The 22,389-nt window shown below is 71.1% G+C and carries 14 protein-coding genes and 1 pseudogene; 8 read left to right on the top strand and 7 right to left on the bottom strand.

The genetic code is table 11. The annotated features are described in order from the left end of the window. Together AB0O48_RS16475 and AB0O48_RS16480 are read right to left on the bottom strand one after the other, a co-directional pair. Positions 1–1,169: pseudogene (locus tag AB0O48_RS16475) on the bottom strand (hypothetical protein); the annotation flags it as partial. A gap of 505 nt (positions 1,170–1,674) precedes the next feature. Further along, entirely contained in the window at positions 1,675–4,194 is a 2,520-nt protein-coding gene (locus tag AB0O48_RS16480) for a hypothetical protein (RefSeq protein WP_365066346.1), read from the bottom strand. A gap of 351 nt (positions 4,195–4,545) precedes the next feature. Here AB0O48_RS16480 and AB0O48_RS16485 point away from each other — a divergent pair, with 351 nt between their 5' ends. Next, a complete protein-coding gene (locus AB0O48_RS16485; protein ID WP_357371381.1) occupies positions 4,546–5,631 on the top strand; it encodes a hypothetical protein in 1,086 nt (361 codons plus the stop codon). 86 nt (positions 5,632–5,717) lie between these two features. Here AB0O48_RS16485 and AB0O48_RS16490 read toward each other — a convergent pair whose 3' ends face one another. The 5 genes from AB0O48_RS16490 to AB0O48_RS16510 form a co-directional block, all read right to left on the bottom strand. Then, a complete protein-coding gene (locus tag AB0O48_RS16490) occupies positions 5,718–6,857 on the bottom strand; it encodes a glycosyl hydrolase 53 family protein (protein WP_365066350.1) in 1,140 nt (379 codons plus the stop codon). Between the two features lie 796 nt (positions 6,858–7,653). Next, the gene (locus AB0O48_RS16495; RefSeq protein ID WP_365066353.1) at positions 7,654–9,420 is read right to left on the bottom strand and encodes an extracellular solute-binding protein; all 1,767 of its coding nucleotides are present in this window, start codon (positions 9,418–9,420) and stop codon (positions 7,654–7,656) included. Between the two features lie 84 nt (positions 9,421–9,504). After that, positions 9,505–10,830, bottom strand: coding sequence for a serine/threonine-protein kinase (locus tag AB0O48_RS16500; protein ID WP_365066356.1), 1,326 nt, complete (start codon positions 10,828–10,830; stop codon positions 9,505–9,507). Positions 10,831–10,945: 115 nt separating this feature from the next. After that, on the bottom strand, positions 10,946–12,085 hold the full coding sequence (locus tag AB0O48_RS16505) for a substrate-binding domain-containing protein (RefSeq protein WP_357240108.1): 1,140 nt from the start codon (positions 12,083–12,085) through the stop codon (positions 10,946–10,948). After that, entirely contained in the window at positions 12,082–14,037 is a 1,956-nt protein-coding gene (locus AB0O48_RS16510; protein WP_357240111.1) for a heparinase II/III family protein, read from the bottom strand. The genes AB0O48_RS16505 and AB0O48_RS16510 overlap by 4 nt, the downstream gene beginning before the upstream one ends. A 264-nt stretch (positions 14,038–14,301) precedes the next feature. Here AB0O48_RS16510 and AB0O48_RS16515 point away from each other — a divergent pair, with 264 nt between their 5' ends. The 7 genes from AB0O48_RS16515 (at position 14,302) to iolB (ending at position 22,346) form a co-directional block, all read left to right on the top strand. Continuing rightward, positions 14,302–16,305 (top strand): DUF2264 domain-containing protein, encoded by a 2,004-nt coding sequence (locus AB0O48_RS16515; RefSeq protein ID WP_357240114.1) that lies wholly within the window; start codon positions 14,302–14,304, stop codon positions 16,303–16,305. A gap of 42 nt (positions 16,306–16,347) precedes the next feature. Then, positions 16,348–17,652, top strand: coding sequence for an extracellular solute-binding protein (locus AB0O48_RS16520; protein ID WP_357240118.1), 1,305 nt, complete (start codon positions 16,348–16,350; stop codon positions 17,650–17,652). A 116-nt stretch (positions 17,653–17,768) separates the two neighbouring features. After that, entirely contained in the window at positions 17,769–18,632 is an 864-nt protein-coding gene (locus AB0O48_RS16525) for a sugar ABC transporter permease (RefSeq protein ID WP_357570400.1), read from the top strand. Further along, a complete protein-coding gene (locus tag AB0O48_RS16530) occupies positions 18,632–19,525 on the top strand; it encodes a carbohydrate ABC transporter permease (protein WP_357240127.1) in 894 nt (297 codons plus the stop codon). The genes AB0O48_RS16525 and AB0O48_RS16530 overlap by 1 nt, the downstream gene beginning before the upstream one ends. A gap of 5 nt (positions 19,526–19,530) precedes the next feature. Then, a complete protein-coding gene (locus AB0O48_RS16535) occupies positions 19,531–20,208 on the top strand; it encodes a hypothetical protein (protein ID WP_357240130.1) in 678 nt (225 codons plus the stop codon). An 84-nt stretch (positions 20,209–20,292) separates the two neighbouring features. Then, on the top strand, positions 20,293–21,477 hold the full coding sequence (locus AB0O48_RS16540) for a glycoside hydrolase family 88 protein (RefSeq protein WP_357240132.1): 1,185 nt from the start codon (positions 20,293–20,295) through the stop codon (positions 21,475–21,477). Continuing rightward, positions 21,474–22,346, top strand: coding sequence for a 5-deoxy-glucuronate isomerase (gene iolB / locus AB0O48_RS16545; RefSeq protein ID WP_357570402.1), 873 nt, complete (start codon positions 21,474–21,476; stop codon positions 22,344–22,346). The genes AB0O48_RS16540 and iolB overlap by 4 nt, the downstream gene beginning before the upstream one ends. Positions 22,347–22,389 lie beyond the last annotated feature (43 nt).

Raw genomic sequence — 22,389 nt, forward strand, 5'->3', positions numbered from 1 at the left:
CCGTTCGCCGCGCCACCAGCGGCCACACCAGCGTTCGCCGAGGCGCTGGCGGTCCCGGCCCCATGACCGGCGGCTTCGCCGCTTGTGGCGTGGACGCCGGAGCCTGCCGTGGTGCCCGCCGAGGCGCTGGCAGCCCCTGCGTTCGATGACGCCTCCGCGTTCGCTGTGCCCAGCCCGCCGGACCCCAGCCCAGCGGCCCGGCCGGTGCCGATGCCGGTGTCCCCCGGGAGGGACTGCCGGGCGGCACCGGACTCACCGGCCTGGGCCGGCGCGTTTCCTGTCCCCACGACGCCCTTCTCGTCGCCGACCAGAGTTTCGGTGTCCCAGTCGGCGATCTTCTCGGTGCCGATCACGCTGTTGGCCGTCGAGGTCACCTGGGCGTCGTCCGCGCCGACCCCGCGGTGCCCGTCCGGGGCCTTGTCATCGATGTACGGCGTTTCGTGCTTGCCCTCGACGCCAGAATTTCCACTGCCGTGTCGCCCGTCGCCCTCCGGCGACAGGGTGTACGCCTTCTCGTCAGACCCGTCGAGGCTTGGCAGGTTGAGACCATTGAGTAACTGCCCCGGAGTAGCGGCGTTGCCCTCGTACAGACCACCGACGAACGCGCTGGTCGCCGTCCCCCACTTCCACTCGATCGGCGCTCCCACCGCAACCTGCCCGGCCGCCTCGGCCGGCATCGCCACAGCCGCCTGCGCCCCGCCCTTGGTGAAGAGCGCACCCGCACGGAAAGCGCCATCGGTGATGTAGAGGGTGCCGTCCACGCCGACCCGGTCGACCTTGGCGATCCTCCTCGCCGCCCAGTCGACGACATTGTCCGCGGCGAAATTGGTGACACCGGCGACACCGGCGGCGATCACCGTCTGAATGAGGGCCTTCTTGATCGCATCCCAGTCGATGCCCTCCCGAACCCCGTCGGCGTCCTGCGCGGCCTGAATGACGATCATCAGCAGCGGCTCCTGCGCGATCTCCTGCCCGACCTCGACGAAGAGGTTGCGAAGAAGCGCGGTGATGATGGCGCGGAACCCACCAACCACAAGCGGAATCGCCAACGCCCCGAACAGCGACGCAATGAGCCAGGCCAACTGGATGGCCAGCAGCGCCAACTGCACCACCAGCATGATCTTTTTTTCCTGAAGCTCGGCCGCGCCGTTCTTCAGGTCCTTGCGCATGCTCTCCGCGGTCGTCCGCAAACTACCGAGATACTTGATGAGACTGTCCAACGACTCCGTGACACCGTCGGCGAACCTTCCGGTCAATACGTCCGGCACCCGGGAACGCTGATCCACAAGCGTCTCCTGGGCGGCATCCAGGACATCCCGAAGGTTCTCCCACTGCTCGGAATGCGCCCGCATCCCGCCCTCACTACCCGTTGGCCACGTCGCCCCGACGAAGAAGTTCAGGATGTGGTTCAACCAGTCGGGAATCGGAGTGTCCATGCCGGGCCGCTCCCGCTATCGGGTGGTCGACGACGGCGCGCTGCCCTGCACCGAGGCATCGGCGCCTACCCCGCTGCCCACCGTCAGGTCGCCGACCCATCGCAGTGACAGCGCTCGCATCCCTGCTCCACCCCCCTGTCACACCCGCACCGGACGAGCATGCGACGGCGACCGTCGACCCGGCCGTTTTCGCGGCCCTGTGGCCGGAGTTGGGGGTAATCCCTCAGGACCGGAGGCATCAGTCGGTGCCCGCACCGACTGATGCCTGGGCTGCCTCCAGGTAACCGAGCGGCGGGCCGACCAGCCGGTCGATGGTGTGTGCGTCGGTGAGCAGGCGGGGCGAGGCTGCCCTCCGACGGGTCAGCGCCCGTTCCAGGCGGCTGAGCGCTGTCCGGTCGGCGTCGTCCAGACCGGACGCGGACTGCTCGTCGGGCAACACCTCCCGCAACAGTACGGCGGTCGTCGGGATGCCGGCCCGGTCTGCCGGCGGTGCTGCTCCCTCACGGACGGCGAGCACCTTGAACCGGGCCCCGGCCAGGAACACCGCCTCGTCCAGATCCTGCCGCTCGGCCAATGCGCCGGCCTGCCGCGCCGTACGCGACCAGACCAGGTAGTCGACGTCGGCGCCCTCCACGGCGAGGTCGGTGGCGCCGCTGACACTGCGGAATCCGGGCTCCACCAGCAGGCCACCCTCGGGGTAGAGGTGTCGCGCCTGGTCCGCCAGTCGCCCCTGGCAGAGCATCGCCCGGCGGTAGGGCGGCAGGCGACGCAGCCCGGACACCAGGCACGGCAGGTAGCCGGGCAGGTCCGGTGCCCGCCCGGCACGCAGTCCCGCGTTGAGCCGGGCCGCCCCCGCGTCCGACCGGCCAAAGAAGACGTGCACGGCGACGAAGTCCGTCTTCGCCGACGCGGAGATGCCCTGGCGCAGCGCGGGCCACGCGGCCAGGGCCGCGTTGACTGTGGTGATCGAGTCGGTGAAGGCGGGGCCGAGGCTGGCAGCGAGGTCCCGCTGTTCCGTCGCGGTGCTGGCCCGGTCCTCGACGGGGTCGGCCACCGCGGGCGAGTAACGGTTCACCACGCGCCCCACGGGGTACGCGACGGCAGCACCCGGATGCGAGGGCGTGCGCGCTCCATCGCCCGCGGGCGTGGGCGCGCTGGCGACGACCGGGCGTTCCAGCTCGCCCAGGTACGGCCCGGAGCTGGTGATCACCGGCGGCGCACCGGCGGGCTGTCGACGCGGTGGCGTGGGCGCGTCGACCACCTCCGCCGAGAGCGGTTGGCTGACGGTCGGCGGCGGCTCGGCAGCGGCTGCCGGCCGCCGTTTGACCCGGTCGGGTTCCACCCGACGCTGCGCAGGGACGGCTGACGTCGCCGGTTCGACGGAACGCTGCGCAGGGACGGCTGATGTCGCCGGTTCGACGAAACGCTGCGCAGGGACGGCTGATGTCGCTGGTTCGACGGAACGCTGCGTGATTTCGGCCGCAGGAGTGCCGGTCCCGGCCGCCCAGGTCGCCCTGACGTCCGCCGGCAACTCCACAAGGGAAGCCGTCCCGCCGTGGAGCGCCACTTCCAGCCGTACCATCGTCGCCTCGCCGGCCTGCCCCGCCAGGGTGAGGCCCGGCGCTCCGCCGGCCACGGCGAGCATCCGACACAGTTGGTCGACAAGTCGGTCGGAGTCGCGGACGTCGACGGCCAGCACCCACTCGGCGGGGTCGACGAAGGCCATGCCGTCGGGCCGACCGGCTCCAGCCGTCCGCAGCAGGACGCCGGATGGGACCACCTCGGCGAGCAGGTCCGGCTCGATCGCGTGGCGGTAGAGACGGCTGCTGGCGCGCACCCAACCGTCGCTCAGCAGCGGTGGTGGTCGACCGGGCGTCCGTCGACTGTCGCCCGGCTCGGGCAGCACGATCGGGTCGGCGACAGCGGACGCTTCGTCGAGGGCCGCGGCGAGGGCGTCCACCCATGCGGCGCGCGGCGGCGGCGCCGTCGGGTCGAGTAGTGCGGTCTCGATCCGAACGATCGTCCTCGCTGGCAGCCCCGCGAAGATTCCGGCGAGCGACCGGGGATCCGGCGGTGGTTCGCCGACCTGCCGCAGGAGCAGCGCCGGCCGGTGCCGGTCCACCGGCACGTCGTAGGCCGGGTCGCCCGCCGTCGCGGGCGCGGCGGCCGAGGCACGCAGCAGTACACCGGCGGGAACGGGGTCGGCGACGAGCCCGGACAGGACCACCGGACGGTCCGCCAACGCACTCTCCCAGGACGGGACCGGGTAACGGTTGCCGACCACCGGGCTGCCCGCGCCGGGTCGGAAGGACCGCCAGCCCCAGGCCCCGGTGCCGCCCGCCGCGTAGAGGGTGCCGTCCGGTGTGGCGTGCACGGGACCGTCCGGGGCGAGCAGTTCGACGCCGGTGCGGGCCGCCAGCCGGGTCAGCCAGGAGGCGTACGCCTCGTCCGGCCGGCCGAGGCCGCTCGCGGCCACCCAGACCCGGCCGACACCCCACTCCCCGGCGGCGCCCTCGACCACCCCGCGCAGCACGCCACCGCAGGCGGCGCTGCGGACGGCACGCTCGGAGGTCATGACCAGCACGTCGTCGGACGCCGCGACGGCGGTCCGTAGCATCTGCCACAGCAGCGACGGTGGATCGCCCAGATGGGAGATCACCGCGGCCGAACCGTGCCACTCCACGAAGAGCTCGTGGTCGGGGGGTCGCGCGGCGCGGGTCGGTCGTCTGCGCCAGCGCGGCATCCACAGCAGCGCCATCCGACTCGGACCCCCAGTTCGTCGAGGTCTCGAACCAGCCGCACCCCGATGCCCTGAGACTGACGCATCGACACCGGCAGGGCGTCCGACGTCGGCCGTAGGCATCGTTTCGGGGGAAATCCCCCGCCGAGCGCGGCGTCGCGTCGTCGGCGCTCGACCTTGTGGTTACCGCAGGGCCAGCATGGTGCCATCTCGACGAGATGGCCGCCGGCCAGGTGACCTGACGCCGGCCACCAGCGCGGACACGAGTAGCGGACAACCGACACCGCCGCACCCGCTAGCTGACTGTGACCATGAGATCACCACGCGCACACTCCTCCCCGACATGCTCCCGTCGAATTGGAGGAACAGATGCGTCTCCGATCGTTCGTCACCGCGGCCCTGGCCGCCGTCCTGGCCGCCGGCGCGCTCGCCCCGGCAGCACCGGCCGCCGCGGCCACCGCCGACCGCTGGGGCTTCGCGTACGTCAAGGACCCCACCGTCGCGGTCTGGACCGTGCTGGACACCAGCCGGCAGTGGGGTAGTTGGAAGACCGCGTTCCCGGCCGCCTGGGCCTCCGGCATCAAGCTCGCGCCCGGCCGGTTCCAGGTGCGATTCCCACAGGTGGGCGCCGGCGCGCGGGGCGTGCCGCACGTGACCCCGGTGAACCGGACCGGGCACTACTGCGAGGTGGTTCGCTGGTTCCAGTCCGGCGTCGACGAGATCGTCGACGTGCAGTGCCACAGGCCGGGCGGCACCCGCGAGGACACTCCGTTCACCGTGCTCTGGACGACCAGCTCGGGCGTTCTGCCGGCCGGCACCTCCCACGCGTACGTGCAGTGGAGCAGCGGCCTGGTGGCGCAGTCCTACAACTCCACGGGCGTCGTGAACACGGCCGGGCCGGTGGGCGTCGGGCAGTACCTGGTGCGGCTGCCCGGGGTGGGACTGGCCGGGGTGCTCGCCGGCAACGTGCAGGTCACCGCCGTGCAGCCGAACGCCGGTCCCCGCCGCTGCAAGGTCTACTCCTGGAACGCGGTCGGCACCGGTGTGCAGGTGTACGTCTTCTGCTACGACCAGGCCGGCGCGTTCGTCAACACCGACTTCGTCCTCTCGTACCACCGTCGGCGGCCGGTGATCGGCTCCCTCGCCCCACCGTCGCACTTCGGTTACCTCGGTACCGCCGTCGGCGGTCCGACGAACGACAACTCGGTACTCGGTGTCGGCGCGAACACGGTGGCGCCGCTGGCGCCCGCCGGCCGCTACCTGGCGACCTTCCCGCAGGTGGGCCTCAAGGAGACGCACGCCCAGGTGGTGGCGCAGGGCACCGGCAGCAACTACTGCCACCTCACCCAACCCTGGCCCTACACCACGAACGCCGACGTCGACGTGATCTGCTTCGACAACGCTGGCGTGGTCACCCCACACCGTTTCCTGGCCACCTTCACCTCCCGGCTCTGACGCCGGGCCGGACCGGCGGTGGCCGTACCCAGGTCACCGCCGGGCGGCGGTGACCAACGGGTCGTCCCGGCGCGTGCGGCGAGGGATCAGGGCGTCCAGCGCACGCCCGGGTTCACCCGCCCGGACCAGTCGAAGATGGTCATGTTGTCCCACCCGTTTCCGGTGCCGTTGATGTTGGCCGGGTCCCAGCCGTTGCCGCGGATCGCGTACCAGGTCGGTTCCCAGTAGAAGACGCCGATGGCCCCCGCGTTGCGGGCCGTGTTCTGGACCCAGTCGAACTCCTGGGCCTGCCCGGACCAGGTCAAGCTGATGCCGTCACAGGTCGCGTCGCCGATGACGTTCGGCTCGCTGTCGGCGTTGTCGCGGGTGAAGGGGTACGCGGTCTCCGCGATCACCACCGGCCTGCCGTAGCGGCCACGCAGGTCGACGATGTTGTTGTAGAGGTTCGCCAGGGTGCCGTGCCACACGCAGTAGTACGACAGGGCCGTGATGTCCCACTGCACACCCTGGGCGCGGATGCCGTCGTAGAACCAGCGGGCGTTGGCGTTGCTGTCGGCGTTGGCGGTGTGGATCATCACCGGGATGCCTCCGCCGCACGCCTTCGTCGCGTGGTAGCCCTGCTTCAGCAGGCCGGCCAGCGGGGCGAAGTCGTTGTTGACCACCTTGCCCTCGTTCCACAGCATCCCGACGTTGATCTCGTTGCCGATCTGCACACTGTCCGGTGGGGTGCCCTGCCGGCTGAGGCTGGAGCAGATGTCGTAGGTGAAGGTGTACACGTCGGTACGCAGTTGGCTCAGGCTGTGGCCGGCCCAGGCGGCCGGCTTGTACTGCTTGCCGGGGTCGGCCCAGGTGTCGGAGTAGTGGAAGTCGATGAGCACTTTGAGGCCCTTCGCCCGGGCCGCCCTCGCCTGCGCCAACACCCTGCTCTTGTTGTTGTAGCCGCTGGCCGGGTTGTTCCAGACACGCAGTCGGACGTAGTTGACGCCGACGGACTTCAGGATGTCCAGTGGGTCGCGGGCGACGCCGCCGGCGTCGTAGTACCTGGCGCCCAGATCCAGGCTGCGCTGCAACGAGGAGACGTCGGCCCCCCGCATAGTGAGCGTGTTCGCGGCGGAGGCGGGCGCGGGCGCGCCGCCGAGCGTGGCGCAGACGGCGAGGATGCCGGCCGTGACCGCCCCGATCAGGGCCCTGGTGCGGTGGTGGGGTGTGGCCGAGGAGGTGTCCACGAGACTCCTTCGCAGAAGGGGACGGGTCGAGCCAGATCAGCTCCCTCGACGGTCACGGCGACAGACGCCTGGCACAACTCGACGATGCGGCAACGCATCGATGATCGCCAACGTATCTCACCCCTCGGCCGGCCCGACTCGGGCTGGACCGGGCGGCGACGCCAGCGTGGGCGCAGCCGGCGGCCGGCGGTGACCGTCGGTAACCTCCGTGGGAGCGGATGCGGTAGTGAGCGATATACCGCAGAGTCATATTCATACCTCTGCGGTATATCGCTCACCAGCACATCGACCTGGCGGGCAGTACAGCGGACGGCCGGCGCCCTGCACGCCATCCCCAGCTTGAGTTAGGACTCGTCTGGGCCGACCCCCGCATGCCGTGCGGTCCTTCGGCGAGGGCCGATGACGCGTCTGGCGTGACTGGGACGACGGCACGGGCTGGTCAGCGCGTGAACGCGGAGGGCAGGCCGAGTTCGGCCCGGGCCACCTCGATGAATCGGCGCTCGGCCTCCCACAGGGAAATTCCCGCCACTGTCGATCCTGGTCGCGCCGCCACAGCCGATCCTGGGCTCGAACGGTGAGCCACCCACCGATCAGGACCGCCAGCATCGTCGTCATCGCGGTGACACCCGCCTGGATGAGACTCACCGGCACCACCGTTCGTGTTGATCGGTAACTCACCCTACCGCCCGTTGTCACCCGCTCCGGAGGTCGCGCGCGCTGCCGGCATCAGGGGTCTCCCGAGGTCCGGTGACGGCCGCGACGACTCTCCCCGGCCCACAGCGGGCCGGCAGGTACGTCAGAAGCTGCTGACCAATTTCACGAACGCCTCGTCGATGGTGGCGGGATCGGTGGCGTCGAAGGCCTTGCCCGACGACGCCTTGGCGATCCGGTCCAGGGTGGCGAAGTCCGAATCGCGGTCGAAGGCGATGCAGAACACCTTCACCGGACGATCCGGGTCCAGGGTCACCTCGGCGAGCAACCGGTCCAGGTCGTTGTCCGGGTTGTACTCGTTCTTGCCGTCGGTCAGCACGACGATCGCGTTGATCCGCTGCGGGTCGTACCGGTCGCGCAGTTCCCGGTGCGCGGCCCGGATCGTCGCGTAGAGGGCGGTGCCGCCGGCGACCTGAAGGCCGGCGATCTTGCTGTTGATCCGCTTCTGGTCGAACTCGCCGAGCGGGACCTCCTCCCGGTAGGGGCGCTTCGGCGGCGTCTCGGAGGAGAACGACCAGAGCCCCACCCGGTCTTCGGTGTTGAGCAGCGCGAGGCCCTTGTCCGCCGCCGCGGAGGCGACCTGGAAACGGCTACCTGCGGTGCCGACCTGCACGTCCATCGACCCCGAGGTGTCCAGGGCGATCAGGATGTTGGCCTTCTTGCGGAGCGTGTGCCAGCCGTCCAGCATCGCGGCGACCACCTGCGGATCCGGGGGCTCGAAGTAGGTGAGTCCGGCGGTGGGTTCGGCACCGACGCTGGCGAGCAGATCCACCGAGGCACGGCCCTGGTGATCCCGGAAGCCGAGGCGGGTGAAGCTCTGCTGCTGGTCGTCCTCGGTCAGGAACCTCTGGAAGTCGGCGGCCGCCGCGCTCTGCCGCGCGTCGGCGGAGGGCAGCACCACGAACGGGTGGTCCAGGTTGAACGTGCCCTCCTTGGGATGGACGGCGACCAGCGGGACGTTCGGCCGGCGCCCCCGCTCCTGCCCGTCCTGCCGGGGGCTCAGCGCCCCCGTGTTGTAGAGGTTGACCAGTTCCTCCTGCAGGACGATGGCACTCATGTCGTCCGGGCGGTCCGCGCCACCGGCCAGGTCCGCCTCGGCGAGACTGCGCAGCAGGTCCACCGAGTCGTCGCTGTAGTGCGCCACGTTGGCCTCGATCCGCCTGACGAACTGGGTGACCGTGGGGTTGGCCAGGTCGGACCGCTTCAGGTCGCTGGACAGTTGCGCCGCCGCGTAGTAGGTGGCGATGGTTGCCGCCAGCCCGGAGGTGGACAGGTTCGGGTTGTCCTTGCCGAAGGTGAAGCGGCCCCACTCCGGCTTGCCGAAGCCCGCCCACCCGTCCCGCCCGGAGAGGCCCAGGATCTCCCCCCAGCCCAGCGCCCCGCGCTGACGCACCAGCTCGGCCTTGGGCTGCGGCATCGCGATCACCAGCGGGCTGTTCGCGATCGACGGGTACTGGGCCGGAGTCTGCGGCTCCCGCCCGGCGGCCTGGTCGAGCAGCCGGAGCTGGCCGGTCCAGAGGCTCGACGTCGGCAACCAGACCTGTGGCTGCGGCAGGCCGGTGTTGGTCCAGCCGGCGGCCAGCGCCTCGGTGGCCTGGCCCGAGTTCAGCGCGGTGACGTGCACCTGGGCGCAGCCGCCGCCATCGATCGACCGGTCGTCGCGGTTGTAGCGCTCGGCCAGGTCGACGAGCAGGGCCGCCTTCTCCGTGGAGGAGTTGACCTCGAGGGTGGTGGTGCAGTCGGCTTCGCGCTGCCGGACGACCACGAACGCCCCGGCGATGACCACCAGCCCGGCGGTGACGGCGGCGGTGTACGGCAACCACTGCCGCGTACGCGTGGCGGTTGGGGGCATCGGGACGTCCTCCTCGGCGGGCGGCTGGTGGCAGTCAACCTATCGATGCGACGCCAGCCGGCGATCGCGACCCCAGCGCGCGTCTCACCCCCGGTCGGGTCGCCCCCCGATCGCCGTCGAGACCAGCAGTCGCACCAGGTAGACCACGACGAAGGCGATCGCCCCGACGGCGGCGGCCGGGCCGACCGCGCTCGACGCGACGTAACCGGCGGCGACGCCGACGGCACCCAGGAAGAGCGCGGTCGAGATGCCCCAGGCGTCCGGGGCCTCCGTCCGTAGCCGCCGCAACGCGCCGCCATCACCAGCGCCGACGCCGGACTCCGTCACCGACACGTGCGCCGGCTGCGTCACCGGCACGGGGGCCGGGTGGGTCGGTGCCGGTGGGTGCGCCGGGTGGGTCGGCACCGGCGGGTGCGCCGGCTGGGTCGCCTGGGCCTGGGTCGGTATCTGCGGTCGCGTCGGGCGCGGCTGCGGTGCCGTGGGCGTGACCGGTGGCAGCTGGTGGTTCGGTGTGGGCGCGCCCGCGGTCTTGTTACCGACCTCGAGCAGGTGGTCCCGACGCAGCGGATCGGTGACCCGGCCATCCTGCCGGAGCAGCCGCACCAGCACACGCTCCGCGGCCGGCCGGTCCGCCGGGTCCTTGGACAGGCACTCCCGGATCAGCTCGTCCAGGACGGGAGGCAGCGCCGGCAGGTCGGGCGGGTCGTTGAGCACCCGGTGCATCACGGCGAAGAGCGAGTCGTTGCCGAACGGCGGCCGACCACCGGCGGCGAAGGCGATCGTGGCCGCCCAGGCGAAGACGTCGCAGGGCGGGCCGACCGCGTCGTTGCGGAACCGTTCGGGCGCCATGTACGCGGTGGTCCCCATGACCCGGCTGGTCGCCGTGTCGGTGACGCCCAACGCGCGGGCGATGCCGAAGTCGATCACCCGAGGACCGTCCTCGCCCAGCACCACGTTGTCCGGCTTCAGATCGCAGTGCACCACGCCGGCACTGTGGATCGCGGCGAGCGCGGTCACGGTGCCGACCGCGAGCCGGTGCAGGGCGTTGCCGGTCACCGGACCGCGCTCGCGGACGTGCCGGTGCAGGGTCAGGCCCTCGATGAACTCGCTGACCACGTAGGGCCGTTCGCCGTCCACCTCGGCGAAGAGGACCTGCGCGGTGCAGAACGGAGCGACCCGCCGTGCGGCCGTGATCTCCTTCACGAACTGCGACCGTGCCCGTGGATCACTCAGATCGACGTTCACCATCTTGACCGCGACCCGGTCACCGGCGTCGTCCTCACCGAGATAGACGACCCCCTGCCCACCCGCGCCCAGCCGGCCGACCAGCCGGTACGGGCCGGCGGTGAGCGGGTCGTGCGTCCACAGTTTCGCCAACCCCGGCACCGGTGCGCCGGCCAGCTCTGACATCCCGACTCCATCAGTGTCGTGCCCGGCCACCGGCGGCGCAGGACACGGCCATCGTGCCATGTCCATCGCCGGTGACCGAGGACGTTCGGCAATGGGTTGAGGTCGAGGGCACCACCTACGCGGGTGGCGGCGCGGTCGACCCCCGGATTCGCAGGGACGGGCTGATGACGATCCGGTGGGTGGGGAGGTCGGGGTCGACGAGCCGGTCGGCGACGAGACGCACGGCGGCCCGCCCGATCGAGCGTCGTGGTGGTCGGACCGCGGTCAACGGCGGGCTGAAGAGCCCGGCGACCTCGTCGTCGTACGCCACGATGGAGAGGTCGCCGGGAACGGAGAGGTGCCGCTCCTCGCAGTGCTGCACCAGCGCGATGGCCTCGGCGTCGGCGTGCACCAGCAGCGCCGTCGTCCCGGTCGCCCGGCACCTGTCGAGGACGTCGTGGAGCACGCTGTCCCGCTCCGGCGACCGGGCGTCGGGCACCGTGGCCACCACCGTCGCGTCCGGATCGAGGCCGTACTCGGTCGTGGCGTCGAGCCAGCCGCGCCGGACGTGCTGGCTGGTGGGGCTGTTGGCGTCGAGCACCAGGCCGACCTTGCGGTGCCCGAGTGAGGTGAGGTGGCGTACCGCCATGGCCGCGCCGAGCGCGTGGTCGGTGACCACCGACTCCATGACCGCGTGGTGGCTGCCCACCGTGGCGGTGCGTTCCAACAGGACGACCGGGACACCGACCTGGTCGAGCCACTCGATGGTGCGCTCGGCGCTCGGCGCGTCCATGCTCGGCGCGACGATGAGCGCGTCGACGCCCATCCGCTCCACCAGGCGGACCAGTTGCGGCTGGTCATCCTCCGTGTCGTAGGAGGAGCCCCGCAGAACCACACGCATGTCGAGCTCGCGGGCGGCGCCCTCGACCCCGCGGGCCACGTCCGGCCAGTAGTAGTCCAACGAGGGCACGAGCATGCCGAGGGCGCGCCCGCCCAGCGGGGTCAGACCGGCGACCGGCGCCTCGTCTGCCGCCGGGGCGTCGTCCGGCAGGATCAGGGCCACCCCGCCGTGGACGCGGCGGACCAACCCCTCGGCGGCCAGCTCCGCGATGTCGCGCCGGATGGTGACCGGTGCGGCGCCCAGCACCTGGGACAGGTCGGAGACCCGCATCGAGCCGTCGCGTTGCAGGGCGGCCAACAGTTGCTGGCGGCGGACGACCTGAAGCGGCCCGCGGGAGGACTCCGCCGTGGTGACGACGGGACTGTCCTTGGTCATGAGGGACCTCCGAGGAACGCTTCGTGCGGCGAGAGCTCTTGCATGACGACGACGAGCTCGCCGGCCGGGCCGAACGCGGTGACGTCGATCGCGAGCCGGGTCAGCTGGTCTCCCCACACGTCGAGGAGCAGGGGATCCGTAATCTGCCGGATCATCGCGGCGCAGGGCGCCGATGCCGGCTGCCAGCTGAGCCCGAGTCGGCCGACGCCGTCCAGCGCGGTGACCTCGGCGCGGCCGTCGCCGAGCCGTACCTGGCCGGCGACGAGCAGGTGGACGTGGGTCGGCGGGACTGCCTGGTCCCGGTCGGGCGCCCAGGGGTCGAGCTGCCAGGCGTCGACGATGACGACGCGTCCACTGTGGCGTTCCAGCCGCGAGCTGCGCCACCAGTGCCGGACATCCGCGCGCGGGTACGCCCCGGCGACGTCCAGCCGCAGCTCGGCGTCGGCGTCGTCGGTGGTGGCGGTGACGTGCCGGGCGGCGAAAGTGTGACCGGGCGCCTGCTCGGTGCCGCGAATGTGCGGGACGTTGTGCCAGTCGCTGCGCATGGTCCAGATGTCGTACCGACCGGGTCCGAAGGTCTGCGCCGTGTAGGTGGGCCGCCCGGCGTCGACGACCACCGGCACCCCGTTGAGGGCCACCACGATGCTGCCGACGTCGTTGTGGTTGTGGTGTTCGCCGTTGTGCCCGCCCTTGACCGCCAGGGTCAGCCCGCCGGGACTGCCGGCCGCCGGGCGGGCGAGCAGCACCTGGACGGAGGGCAGCCACACGTCGCGCGTCAGCGGTGCCGGCTCTGGGGTGGCGGAGATCCACGCCGGGTCGGTCACTGCCAGCAGCAGCCGGCCCAGGCCGTGTCCCTCGTCCGCGACGGGCGCGTCGGGACGGCGGTGCGCCGCGGCGTACGCCAGCGCGTCGGTGTCCCCGACCCGGCGGGCGGCCCGGTGCAGGGCGTGCCAGGGCTGGCCCCCGGAGGGCCGGGCCGGCCCGTCGGCGTGGTTGAGGTACCAGTCGCCGCCCAGGTGCATCCGGTGTGGGAAGGCGACGGTGTGCCGCAGGGCATCGGCCGGCACGCCGTCGAACGCGCCACCGGTGGCGTGGGCGAGCAGGTCCAGTGCCTCGTGGGCCCGACACGCGCCGTTCCACCAGTAGCCGTAGCCCTCGTCGATGGCCCCGTCGGCGGGCAGCGACGCCACGTACCGGTCGAGCCCCTCGACCACCAGGTCGACAAGCCCGGCGCGCCGGGGTGGGTCGTCCACCAGTCGCAGTACGGCGACGAGCACGTTGCCGTGGATCCACGGGCTCCAGTTGTGCACGTCGCCGTCGAGGCCGAGCCAGTGCCAGTCGCGGCGCTGGGCGAACGGTGTGAGCACGCGCCTGTCGACCTCGTGCCGGATCCGGGCCCGCAGGCCGGGGGCGTGTGCGTCGAGCGGCTCGCCGAGCAGGTGGTCGACCCAGGCCAGTTGGGCGGCGACCTCTCCCGCCCCGAGGTCGACATACGGATCGGTCACGGTCGGCAGCACCGCGCCGTGCACGGCGCGGGTGTCGTCGTGCGCCGGCCAGCACCAGCTGCTCTGCTCGCACAGCAGGGTCACGCCGTCGACCACCTCGTCCAGCCAGGTCGGGTCGAGGGTGACCGCGGCGAGCACGGCGGCCCGGGTCAGGCGCCGCTGCCGGGCGAAGACCACCTGCTCGTACGTGTCGCGTTCGCCGTCGCGGAAGTACCGGGCGTACTGGTGCGCCAGTGGGAGTGGCCAGGGGGTGGCGAGGTCGTCCTCGGCCCGGGTGCGCAGCTGTCGCATCGTGGGGGCGTGCGGGTGCGCCCACACGGCACGCTCGCGCGCCGGCGGCACCGGCAACGATCCGTCCGGTGGCGCGAGTGCCCGTGCCAGCAGGTCCGTGCGGTTGCCCGGCCAGGCCGCAGCCAGAGGGCCCGCGAAGCGCTCTGCGACGGTCATGGCCCCTCGGACTGGTAGAGCGAGTCTGAACGATTTTGATCGTATCAGAGCACTTATGGCAGTCGAGTGCCCACAGGGACACCAGGTTGACGCCGCAACGTGCATCCTTTTGATCAGGTGTGTTCACATCGGTCGAAGAGAAGCATTGACTTGCTCTGTTGTGAGCGTTTTACTTCGGAAACCCTGCGGATGCCTGCGCGTCACATTAGCGGCACGCCCCGCTCGCCACCTTCACGGAGACGGATCGATGCGACAGGACCTCGGATGACGTTCGGGACGACCGGCCAGCCGGCACCGGGGACGCACTCGGGTGCCGCGCTCGCCGCGACCTGGAGCCGGGATGACTGGTTGGCCCTCGCCGACCGGATGCTGGCCGCCGCCCGTCCGTTCGCGTCGCCCGGGCACGCCCTCGTCACGTTTCCCGGGCCGGAGGGCGGTTACGGACGGGCCGTCGACGGCCTGGAGGGCTTCGCCCGCACCTTCCTGCTGGCCGGCTTCCGCATCGCCGGCGCCCAGGGAGTGGGCGTGGACGACCTCGTGGACCGGTACACGGCCGGCATCACCGCCGGCACCGACCCGCGCTCTCCGGACCGCTGGGTACGCCTGGACGAGCACCCCCAGGCCAAGGTGGAGGCGGCCTCCATCGCGCTGGTCCTGGACCTGACCCGCCCGTGGATCTGGGACCGGCTGCCGTCGGCGGTGCGGGAGCGGGTGGTGGACTATCTGCGCCCGGCGGTCGGCGACGACACGTACCCCCGGATCAACTGGGTCTGGTTCCGGCTGGTCGTCCAGACGTTCCTGCGGTCGGTGGGCGGGCCGCACTCGCTCGACGAGATGAACGAGGACCTGACCACGCACGACGGCTTCGTCCGCGGCGACGGCTGGATGTCCGACGGGCCGGACCGCGCCTACGACCACTACGTGGGCTGGGCCCTGCACCTCTACCCGACGCTGTGGTCTCGGATGGCCGGCGCCGCCGACCTGGCCGAGCAGCGCCGCGAACGGGACCTGGCCGGCCTCGACCGCTTCCTGAGCGACGCGGTCGCGCTCGTGGGCGCCGACGGGTCCCCGTTGATCCAGGGGCGAAGCCTGATCTACCGCTTCGCCGCGGCGGCGCCGTTCTGGGTCGGCGCCATCGCCGGCGTGCCCTCGGTCAGCCTCGGCCGGTTGCGCGGCGCGGCCACCCGCATCGTGCGCCACTTCGTCGCCAACGACGCCCTGGACGAACGCGGCCTGCTCACCCTCGGCTGGCACGGGCCGTGGCCGCGACTGGCGCAGTCGTACTCCGGGCCGGGCTCGCCGTACTGGGCCAGCAAGGGCCTGCTCGGCATCGCGCTACCCGCGGACCATCCGGTGTGGACGGCGCCCGAGGAGCCGCTGCCGGTGCAGGAGCGCGACGCGGTACGAGCGATACACGCGCCCGGTTGGCTGGTCTCCAGCACCCGCGCCGACGGCATCGTCCGCGTCGTCAACCACGGCACCGACCACGCCGTCGAGGATGCCACCGTCTCGGACTCCCCCCTCTACGCCCGACTGGGCTACTCCACCGCCACCACTCCCGTCCTCGACGACAGCGGCTGGGCCAGCCCGCTCGACCAGTCCGTCACTCTCGTCGACGACGCGGGTCGGGTCACCCACCGCGCCGGCATGCGCCTGCTGACCGTCCACGTCGACGCCGACGGGGTGGGGGTGGCCGGGTCACGTGCCCTCGCCCACTGGGTCGACCCGGATCCGGGTCAGCGCGATCACGGCGGCGGCCGCGTGGGCCGTTACCGACCGGCCGGGCACCTCACGGTGTACTCGCTGGTCCGAGGCCCCTGGGAGCTGCGCCTGACCCGCGTCGACGGCCTGGCCGACGGCGTCGAGGCGGCCGCGCTGTGGCTGCGGATCGGTGGCTGGGCCGTTCCCGGGGACGCCACGGCGACCGTCAGCGACCGGGCGGCGGTCGTGACCGGCGCCGGCCTGACCAGCTTGCTCGAGAGCGTGCACGGCGGAGGGACGGCCGGCGCCACCGCCGTCCCGCAGGGCGGACCCCTGGCCGGCGGGCTGGTCGTGCCCTGGCTGGACCACCCCGTCCGGCCGGGCACCTGGGTCGCCACCTTCACCGAGTTGTCCAGGGTGCCGGTGGCCACGGCCGGGCAGGCATGCCAGGCCGTGGTCGACGAGGACGGCCACGGCCTCCACCTGGCGGTCGACTGGCCCGACGGGGTCAGCACGTCAACCCGTCTGGACACGGAACATCCCAGGCCCACCCAAGCGGCCTGGTAGCAGTGCGGGCCCGTCCGGGCCCTTGACCTGAAGGAGAAAGGGATGAAGCGTGCGATACCGGCCGTCATCAGCGCTGCGACGGCCCTGACGCTCGTACTCACCGGTTGCGGAGGCGGGGACGAGCCAGTCGACCCCAACGCCCCTGTGACGATCACCCTGGCCGGCTGGAGCCTGGCGTCCACGCCCGAGTTCAAGACGCTCGCCGACGGCTTCAAGGCGACCCACCCGAACGTGACGGTGGAGCTCAAGGAGTACGCCCCGGGCAACGACTACGACACCCAGATGATCACGGACCTGGCCGCCGGCACCGCCCCGGACGTCTACGTCATGAAGAACCTCAAGAACTTCTACACGTACCAGAGCGGTGGTCAGCTGCTCGACGTCTCCGACGCCGCCTCCGGTCTCGGCTCGATCCCGGGACTCGCGTCGTACCAGGTGGACGGCAAGGCGTACGCGGTGCCGTACCGGCAGGACTCGTGGGTGTTGTTCTACAACAAGGACCTGTTCGCGAAGGCGAAGGTGACGCCCCCGGACGGCAGTTGGACCTGGGACGACTACACCGACGCGGCGAAGCGACTGCACACCGGGCTGAAGGGGGCCGGCTCGAACGCGACGGGCGCGTACCAGCACACCTTCCAGTCGACGGTGCAGGGATTCGCGCTCGCGCAGACCCCCAACGCGGACCTGCTCTCCGGAAACTTCGGCTTCCTGAAGCCGTACTACGAGAAGTCACTGGACCTGCAGGCGTCCGGCGCGCAGCCGACCTTCGGCACCGCGAAGACCAACAAGCTCACCTACCAGGCGCAGTTCGGCAAGCAGCAGTCGGCGATGCTGCTGATGGGCACCTGGTACGTGGCCACGCTGCTCAACCAGCGCAAGAGCGGTGACGCCGACAAGTTCGAGTGGGGCATGGCGCCGGCGCCGCAGTTCGACAAGTCCACCACCGGCACCTCCGCCACGCCCGTCACCTTCGGTGATCCGACCGGCCTGGGGATCAACCCGAAGATCAGCAAGTCCAAGACCGCCGCGGCCAAGGACTTCCTCAAGTACGCGGCCGGCCCGGACGCCGGCAAGGCGCTGACCGGGATCGGCATCACCCCGGCCCAGGTCACCGACGCGGTCACCGCGACGCTGTTCGGGCTGGACGGCGTGCCGCAGGACGAGCTGTCGAAGTTCGCCTACGCCAAGCACACCATCAAGCCGGAGAACCCGGTGTCGAAGCACACCGCCGGCCTGCAGAACCTCCTCAACGAGACGCACTCGGCGATCCTCTCCGACAGCAAGGGCGTCGACGCGGAACTGAGCAAGGCGCAGGACCGCGCCAAGAACGAAGTCCTCAACCAGTGAGCTGATGGCGGGTCCGGCGCGCCTACGCCGCACGCCGGTCCCGCCCCCAGGCCGAACGCTTCCGGAGACTCCCTATGGCAACATTGCCGTCCACAAGACCCAGGAACCGGCGGCTGGTGTCGCGCAACACGGTCGCCGGCTGGTCGTTCATCCTTCCCAACTTCCTCGGCTTCGCCGCGCTCACCCTGCTACCCGTCGTCGTGCTGTTCTACGTGGCCTTCACCAACTGGAACGTCTTCGGGGTGGCCGAGTGGACCGGCACCGCCAACTTCCGGCGGATGTGGGACGACACGAGCTTCTGGACCGCACTGCGCAACACCGTCTACTACGCCGTCTTCCACATCCCGCTGACCCTCGGGGCAGCACTCGGGCTGGCGCTGCTGCTCAACCGCAAACTGCGCGGCGTGGGGTTCTTCCGCACCATCGCCTTCTTCCCCTACATCACCTCGATCGTGGCGATCGCGGTCGTCTGGAACCAGCTGTTCAGCCCGGAGTACGGCCCGATCAACGCTCTCCTCGGTGCCGTCGGGGTGGACGATCCGCCGGGCTGGACCGCGTCGGCGACCTGGTCGATGCCGGCGGTCATCATCGTCGGCACCTGGCGGTACATGGGCTACTACATGCTGCTGTTCCTGGCCGGCCTGCAGACCATCCCGGCCCAGCTCTACGAGGCGGCCGAGACCGACGGCGCCTCACCGTGGCAGCGGTTCGTGCACGTGACCCTCCCCGGGTTACGGACCACGACCTTCTTCGTCACGGTGCTGCTCACCATCGAGAGCTTCAAGGTCTTCGACCTCATCCTCGTGATGACCGGCGGCGGACCGGGCCAGTCGACACTCGTGCTCTCGCAGTACATCTACCAGAAGGGCTTCGAGGAGAACCAGTTCGGCTACGCCTCGGCGGTCTCCATCGTCCTGTTCGCCATCTGCTTCGGCATCACGGTCATCCAGTTCATGGTCAACAAGCGGAGGAACAGCTGATGACCGCGACCGACCTCTCCCTGCCCACCCCGGCCGTCGCCGCGCCCGGCAATCGCGCGCCCCGTCGACCGGTCCGGTCCCTGGGCGGGCGGATCCTCGGGTACGCCGCCCTCGCGCTCGCGGCGGCCGGGCTGCTGCTGCCGTTCTTCTGGATGGTGGTGGCGTCGTTGAAGACCAACAACGACGTCTTCACCATCCCGATCACCTGGCTTCCCGATCCGGTGGTGTGGCGCAACTACGTCGACATCTGGCAGCGCTCGGACATGACGACGTGGCTGTGGAACACCCTGCTGCTGTCGGTGATCGTCACCTTCCTGCAGGTGTTCACCGGCAGCTTCGCGGCCTACGGCTTCGCCCGGGTCCGCTTCCCCGGCCGCAACCTGCTCTTCCTGGCGTACGTCGGGACGATCGCGGTGCCCTGGCAGTCGTACATGATCCCGCAGTTCATCCTCATGTCGAAGCTGCACCTGTCGAACACGCTGTGGTCGATCGTCGCGATCCAGGCGTTCGGCGCGATCGGCGTGTTCCTGATGAAGCAGTTCTACGAGACGATCCCCGAGGAACTCAGCGAGGCGGCGCGGGTCGACGGACTCAGCGAGTACGGCATCTACCGACGGATCATTCTGCCGTTGTCCCGGCCGGCGCTGGCCAGCCTGGCCCTGCTGATGTTCACGACCACCTGGAACGACTACCTCGGCCCGCTCGTCTACCTGCGCAGCCCGGAGCTGCGCACCATCCAGTTGGGGCTGAACACCTTCATCTCCCAGTACAACGCCGAGTATGCGCTGATCATGACGGGCTCGGTGCTGTCCGTGCTGCCCGTCGCTGTCATCTTCCTGCTCGGCCAGCGCTACTTCATCGAGGGCGTCGCCTCGACCGGACTGAAGGGTTGAGGCCCATGCGTTCGCGCCACCACACCATGACCGCCGTCTTCGACGGGATCTACGCCGCGCTCACCACCAACGTGCTGCTGGTGCTCGGTTGCCTGCCACTGGTGACGCTCGCGTTCACCACCGACGCGGCGCGGTCCTGGCCGCTGTATGCGCTGACCGCTCCGCTCTGCGCGCCCGGGCTCTGTGCGGCCTTCGCGGTCATGTCCGCCTACTCGGCCGGCGACACCGGCGGGGTGCTGCGCACCTACGGCCGCGCCTGGCGAGCCACCGCCCGACCGGCGATGCTCTGGACGGCGGCGGCCATGACCGCCCTGGTGGTGCTCGCCGTCGACGCCCGCGCCGCGTGGGGCCACCGGGTCGGAGCGCTTGCCCTGCCGGTGCTGGCGACCCTGATCGTCCTCACCGTCGCGACCGCGCTGCTCGGGTTGGTGACCCTCGCCGACCGACCCACCGCGCGGTTACGCGAGGTAGCCCGTACCTCCGTGTACCTGGCGGTGCGTCGGTGGTACCTCACCGCCGTGTCTCTGCTCGTGCTCGTGCTGCTCGCCCAGCTTCTGGCGGCCCGCCCCGCGATCGCGCTCGGCCTCGCCGCCGCGCCGCTGCTCTACGTCGTCTGGGCCAACAGCCGCTTCACGCTGCGCGCCGCCCTCGACCCACCGACCGTCGAACCCCAACGCATCTGACCACCACGTTCCTGCCACCGGGCCGGGACGCCGCTGGCACACCTGCCCGGCACCGGACCGGATCCACGAGGGAGAACAGCATCCATGACGGCGACCGACGTCCGTCCCAGCTCCGACGCAGAGGCCACGGCGGCCGCGGTGGCCGCCGCGATCCGCACCGTCGACGCGAACATCGCCACCTTCGGCGACCGGTACCCCGCGGACACCACCGACGCCAACCGCTACCCGCTGCGGCCGGCGAGCGCCGGCCAACCCGAGGGCGCCAACGTCGGCTGGACCACCAGCTTCTGGCCCGGGCAGCTCTGGCTGGCACACGACCTGACCGGTGACGACCGCCACCTGCGGGCCGCGCTGTCGCACGTGGACAGTTTCGCGGATCGGGTGAACCGCGGCATCGACCTGGACACCCACGACCTCGGGTTCCTCTACACCCTCTCCTGCGTCACCCCGGCCCGCCGTACCAACGATCCGCGTGCCCGCGGCGCGGCTCTCGCCGCCGCCGACCACCTGATGACGCGCGTCCTCGAACCCGCCGGAATCATCCAGGCCTGGGGCGACCTGAACGACCCCCGCCAACGGGGCCGCACCATCATCGACAGCCTGATGAACACACCGCTGCTCTTCTGGGCCAGCCAGACCACCGGCGACGACCGCTACGCCGACGCGGCCCGCCGGCACACCACGCAGCTGCGCCAGCACATCCTGCGTCCGGACGGCACCACCTTCCACACCTTCTACTGGGACACCGACAGCGGCGCCCCGCTGCGCGGCGAGACCGAACAGGGCCACGCCGACCACTCCTGCTGGGCTCGCGGGCAGGCCTGGGGCATCTACGGGTTCAGCCTCAACCACCGGCACCTCGGCGATCCCGCGCTGCTCGCCGCCGCGATGACCTGCGCCGACCGTTTCCTCGCGCACCTGCCCGACGACCGCGTCGCGTACTGGGACCTGGAGTTCGGCGACGGCAGCGGCCAGGAGCGGGACAGCTCGGCAGCGGCCATCGCCGTCTGCGGCCTGCTCGAACTCGCCGACAACCTCACCGACCCGGCCAGCGCCGGCCGGTACCGGGCGGCCGCCGCCGAGATCCTGCGCTCACTCATCGACCACTACTCCACCGGCGGCCAGCCGGGCTCGAACGCGCTGCTCCTGCACGGCGTCTACGACAAGCCCAAGGACGTCGGCGTCGACGAGGGAACCCTTTGGGGCGACTACTTCTACCTGGAAGCCCTCACCCGCGCCACCATCCCCGGCTGGGCCAGCCCCTGGTGACCACCGCGACCGACCCGCACCGCCCCGCATCCCGAAAGGTGACCATGAACTACCGCTACCACTGCACCATTCCCGCCGCCGAGGGCCGGAACACGCTGCCCGTCAATCCCTGTCAGCTGCTGGACTTCACCCTGCTGCGGCTGTCGGCCGGGGAGTCCTGGACCGGCGAGTCCGGTGACCGGGAGATCCTGGCGGTCATCCTCGGTGGCACCGCCACCTTCACCGTCGCGGGCCACCACTTCCCCCAGGTCGGCAGTCGTCCGGACGTTTTCTCCGGCAAGCCGCACTCGGTCTACCTCCCGGCCGGCTCCTCGATCACCGTCGAGGCCGTCACCGACGTGGAGATCGCCCTGCCCAGCGCCCCCAGCGACCTGGCCACCGAGCCCTATGTCATCGCGCCGGAGCAGGTCGCGACCGGCCGTTGGGGAGCGGCCAACTTCGGCCGCACCTATCACCAGATCCTCACCGAGATCGCCCAACCGGAGCTGCCCGCCCGCCGGCTCATCGTCGGCGAGACCTACACGCCCTCGGGCAACTGGAGCACCTACCCGCCACACCGGCACAAGGTCGACGACCTGCCCGCCGAGGCCGCACACGAGGAGATGTACTACTACCGCGTCAACCCGGCGGACGGATTCGGTATCAGCCGGGTCTACACCGACGAGGGGTACGAGGAGAACGTCACCATCCGCGACCACGTGATGCAGATGATGCCCGAGGGCTACCACACCGTGGTCAGCGCACCCGGCTACACCACCTACTTCCTGTGGTTCCTGGCCGGCACACAACGTACCCAGGGCGCCCGCGAAGACGCCGCCCTCGCCTGGGTGGGCCAGACCGTACCGACCCTGCGCAGCCTGGGCCTGTAGCGACGGTCCTGGACACCTCCGCGCCTCGACGGCCAGGTCGCGA

Origin of the sequence: Micromonospora sp. NPDC085948, from assembly GCF_040686315.1 — a bacterium.
GTDB lineage: Bacteria > Actinomycetota > Actinomycetes > Mycobacteriales > Micromonosporaceae > Micromonospora.

Bases quoted from the DNA above. Each gene is read 5' to 3' on its own strand.
- AB0O48_RS16480 (WP_365066346.1), bottom strand. From the start codon at position 4,194: ATGGCGCTGCTGTGGATGCCGCGCTGGCGCAGACGACCGACCCGCGCC.
- AB0O48_RS16485 (WP_357371381.1), top strand. From the start codon at position 4,546: ATGCGTCTCCGATCGTTCGTCACCGCGGCCCTGGCCGCCGTCCTGGCC.
- AB0O48_RS16495 (WP_365066353.1), bottom strand. From the start codon at position 9,420: ATGCCCCCAACCGCCACGCGTACGCGGCAGTGGTTGCCGTACACCGCC.
- AB0O48_RS16500 (WP_365066356.1), bottom strand. From the start codon at position 10,830: ATGTCAGAGCTGGCCGGCGCACCGGTGCCGGGGTTGGCGAAACTGTGG.
- AB0O48_RS16505 (WP_357240108.1), bottom strand. From the start codon at position 12,085: ATGACCAAGGACAGTCCCGTCGTCACCACGGCGGAGTCCTCCCGCGGG.
- AB0O48_RS16510 (WP_357240111.1), bottom strand. From the start codon at position 14,037: ATGACCGTCGCAGAGCGCTTCGCGGGCCCTCTGGCTGCGGCCTGGCCG.
- AB0O48_RS16515 (WP_357240114.1), top strand. From the start codon at position 14,302: ATGACGTTCGGGACGACCGGCCAGCCGGCACCGGGGACGCACTCGGGT.
- AB0O48_RS16520 (WP_357240118.1), top strand. From the start codon at position 16,348: ATGAAGCGTGCGATACCGGCCGTCATCAGCGCTGCGACGGCCCTGACG.
- AB0O48_RS16530 (WP_357240127.1), top strand. From the start codon at position 18,632: ATGACCGCGACCGACCTCTCCCTGCCCACCCCGGCCGTCGCCGCGCCC.
- AB0O48_RS16535 (WP_357240130.1), top strand. From the start codon at position 19,531: ATGCGTTCGCGCCACCACACCATGACCGCCGTCTTCGACGGGATCTAC.
- AB0O48_RS16540 (WP_357240132.1), top strand. From the start codon at position 20,293: ATGACGGCGACCGACGTCCGTCCCAGCTCCGACGCAGAGGCCACGGCG.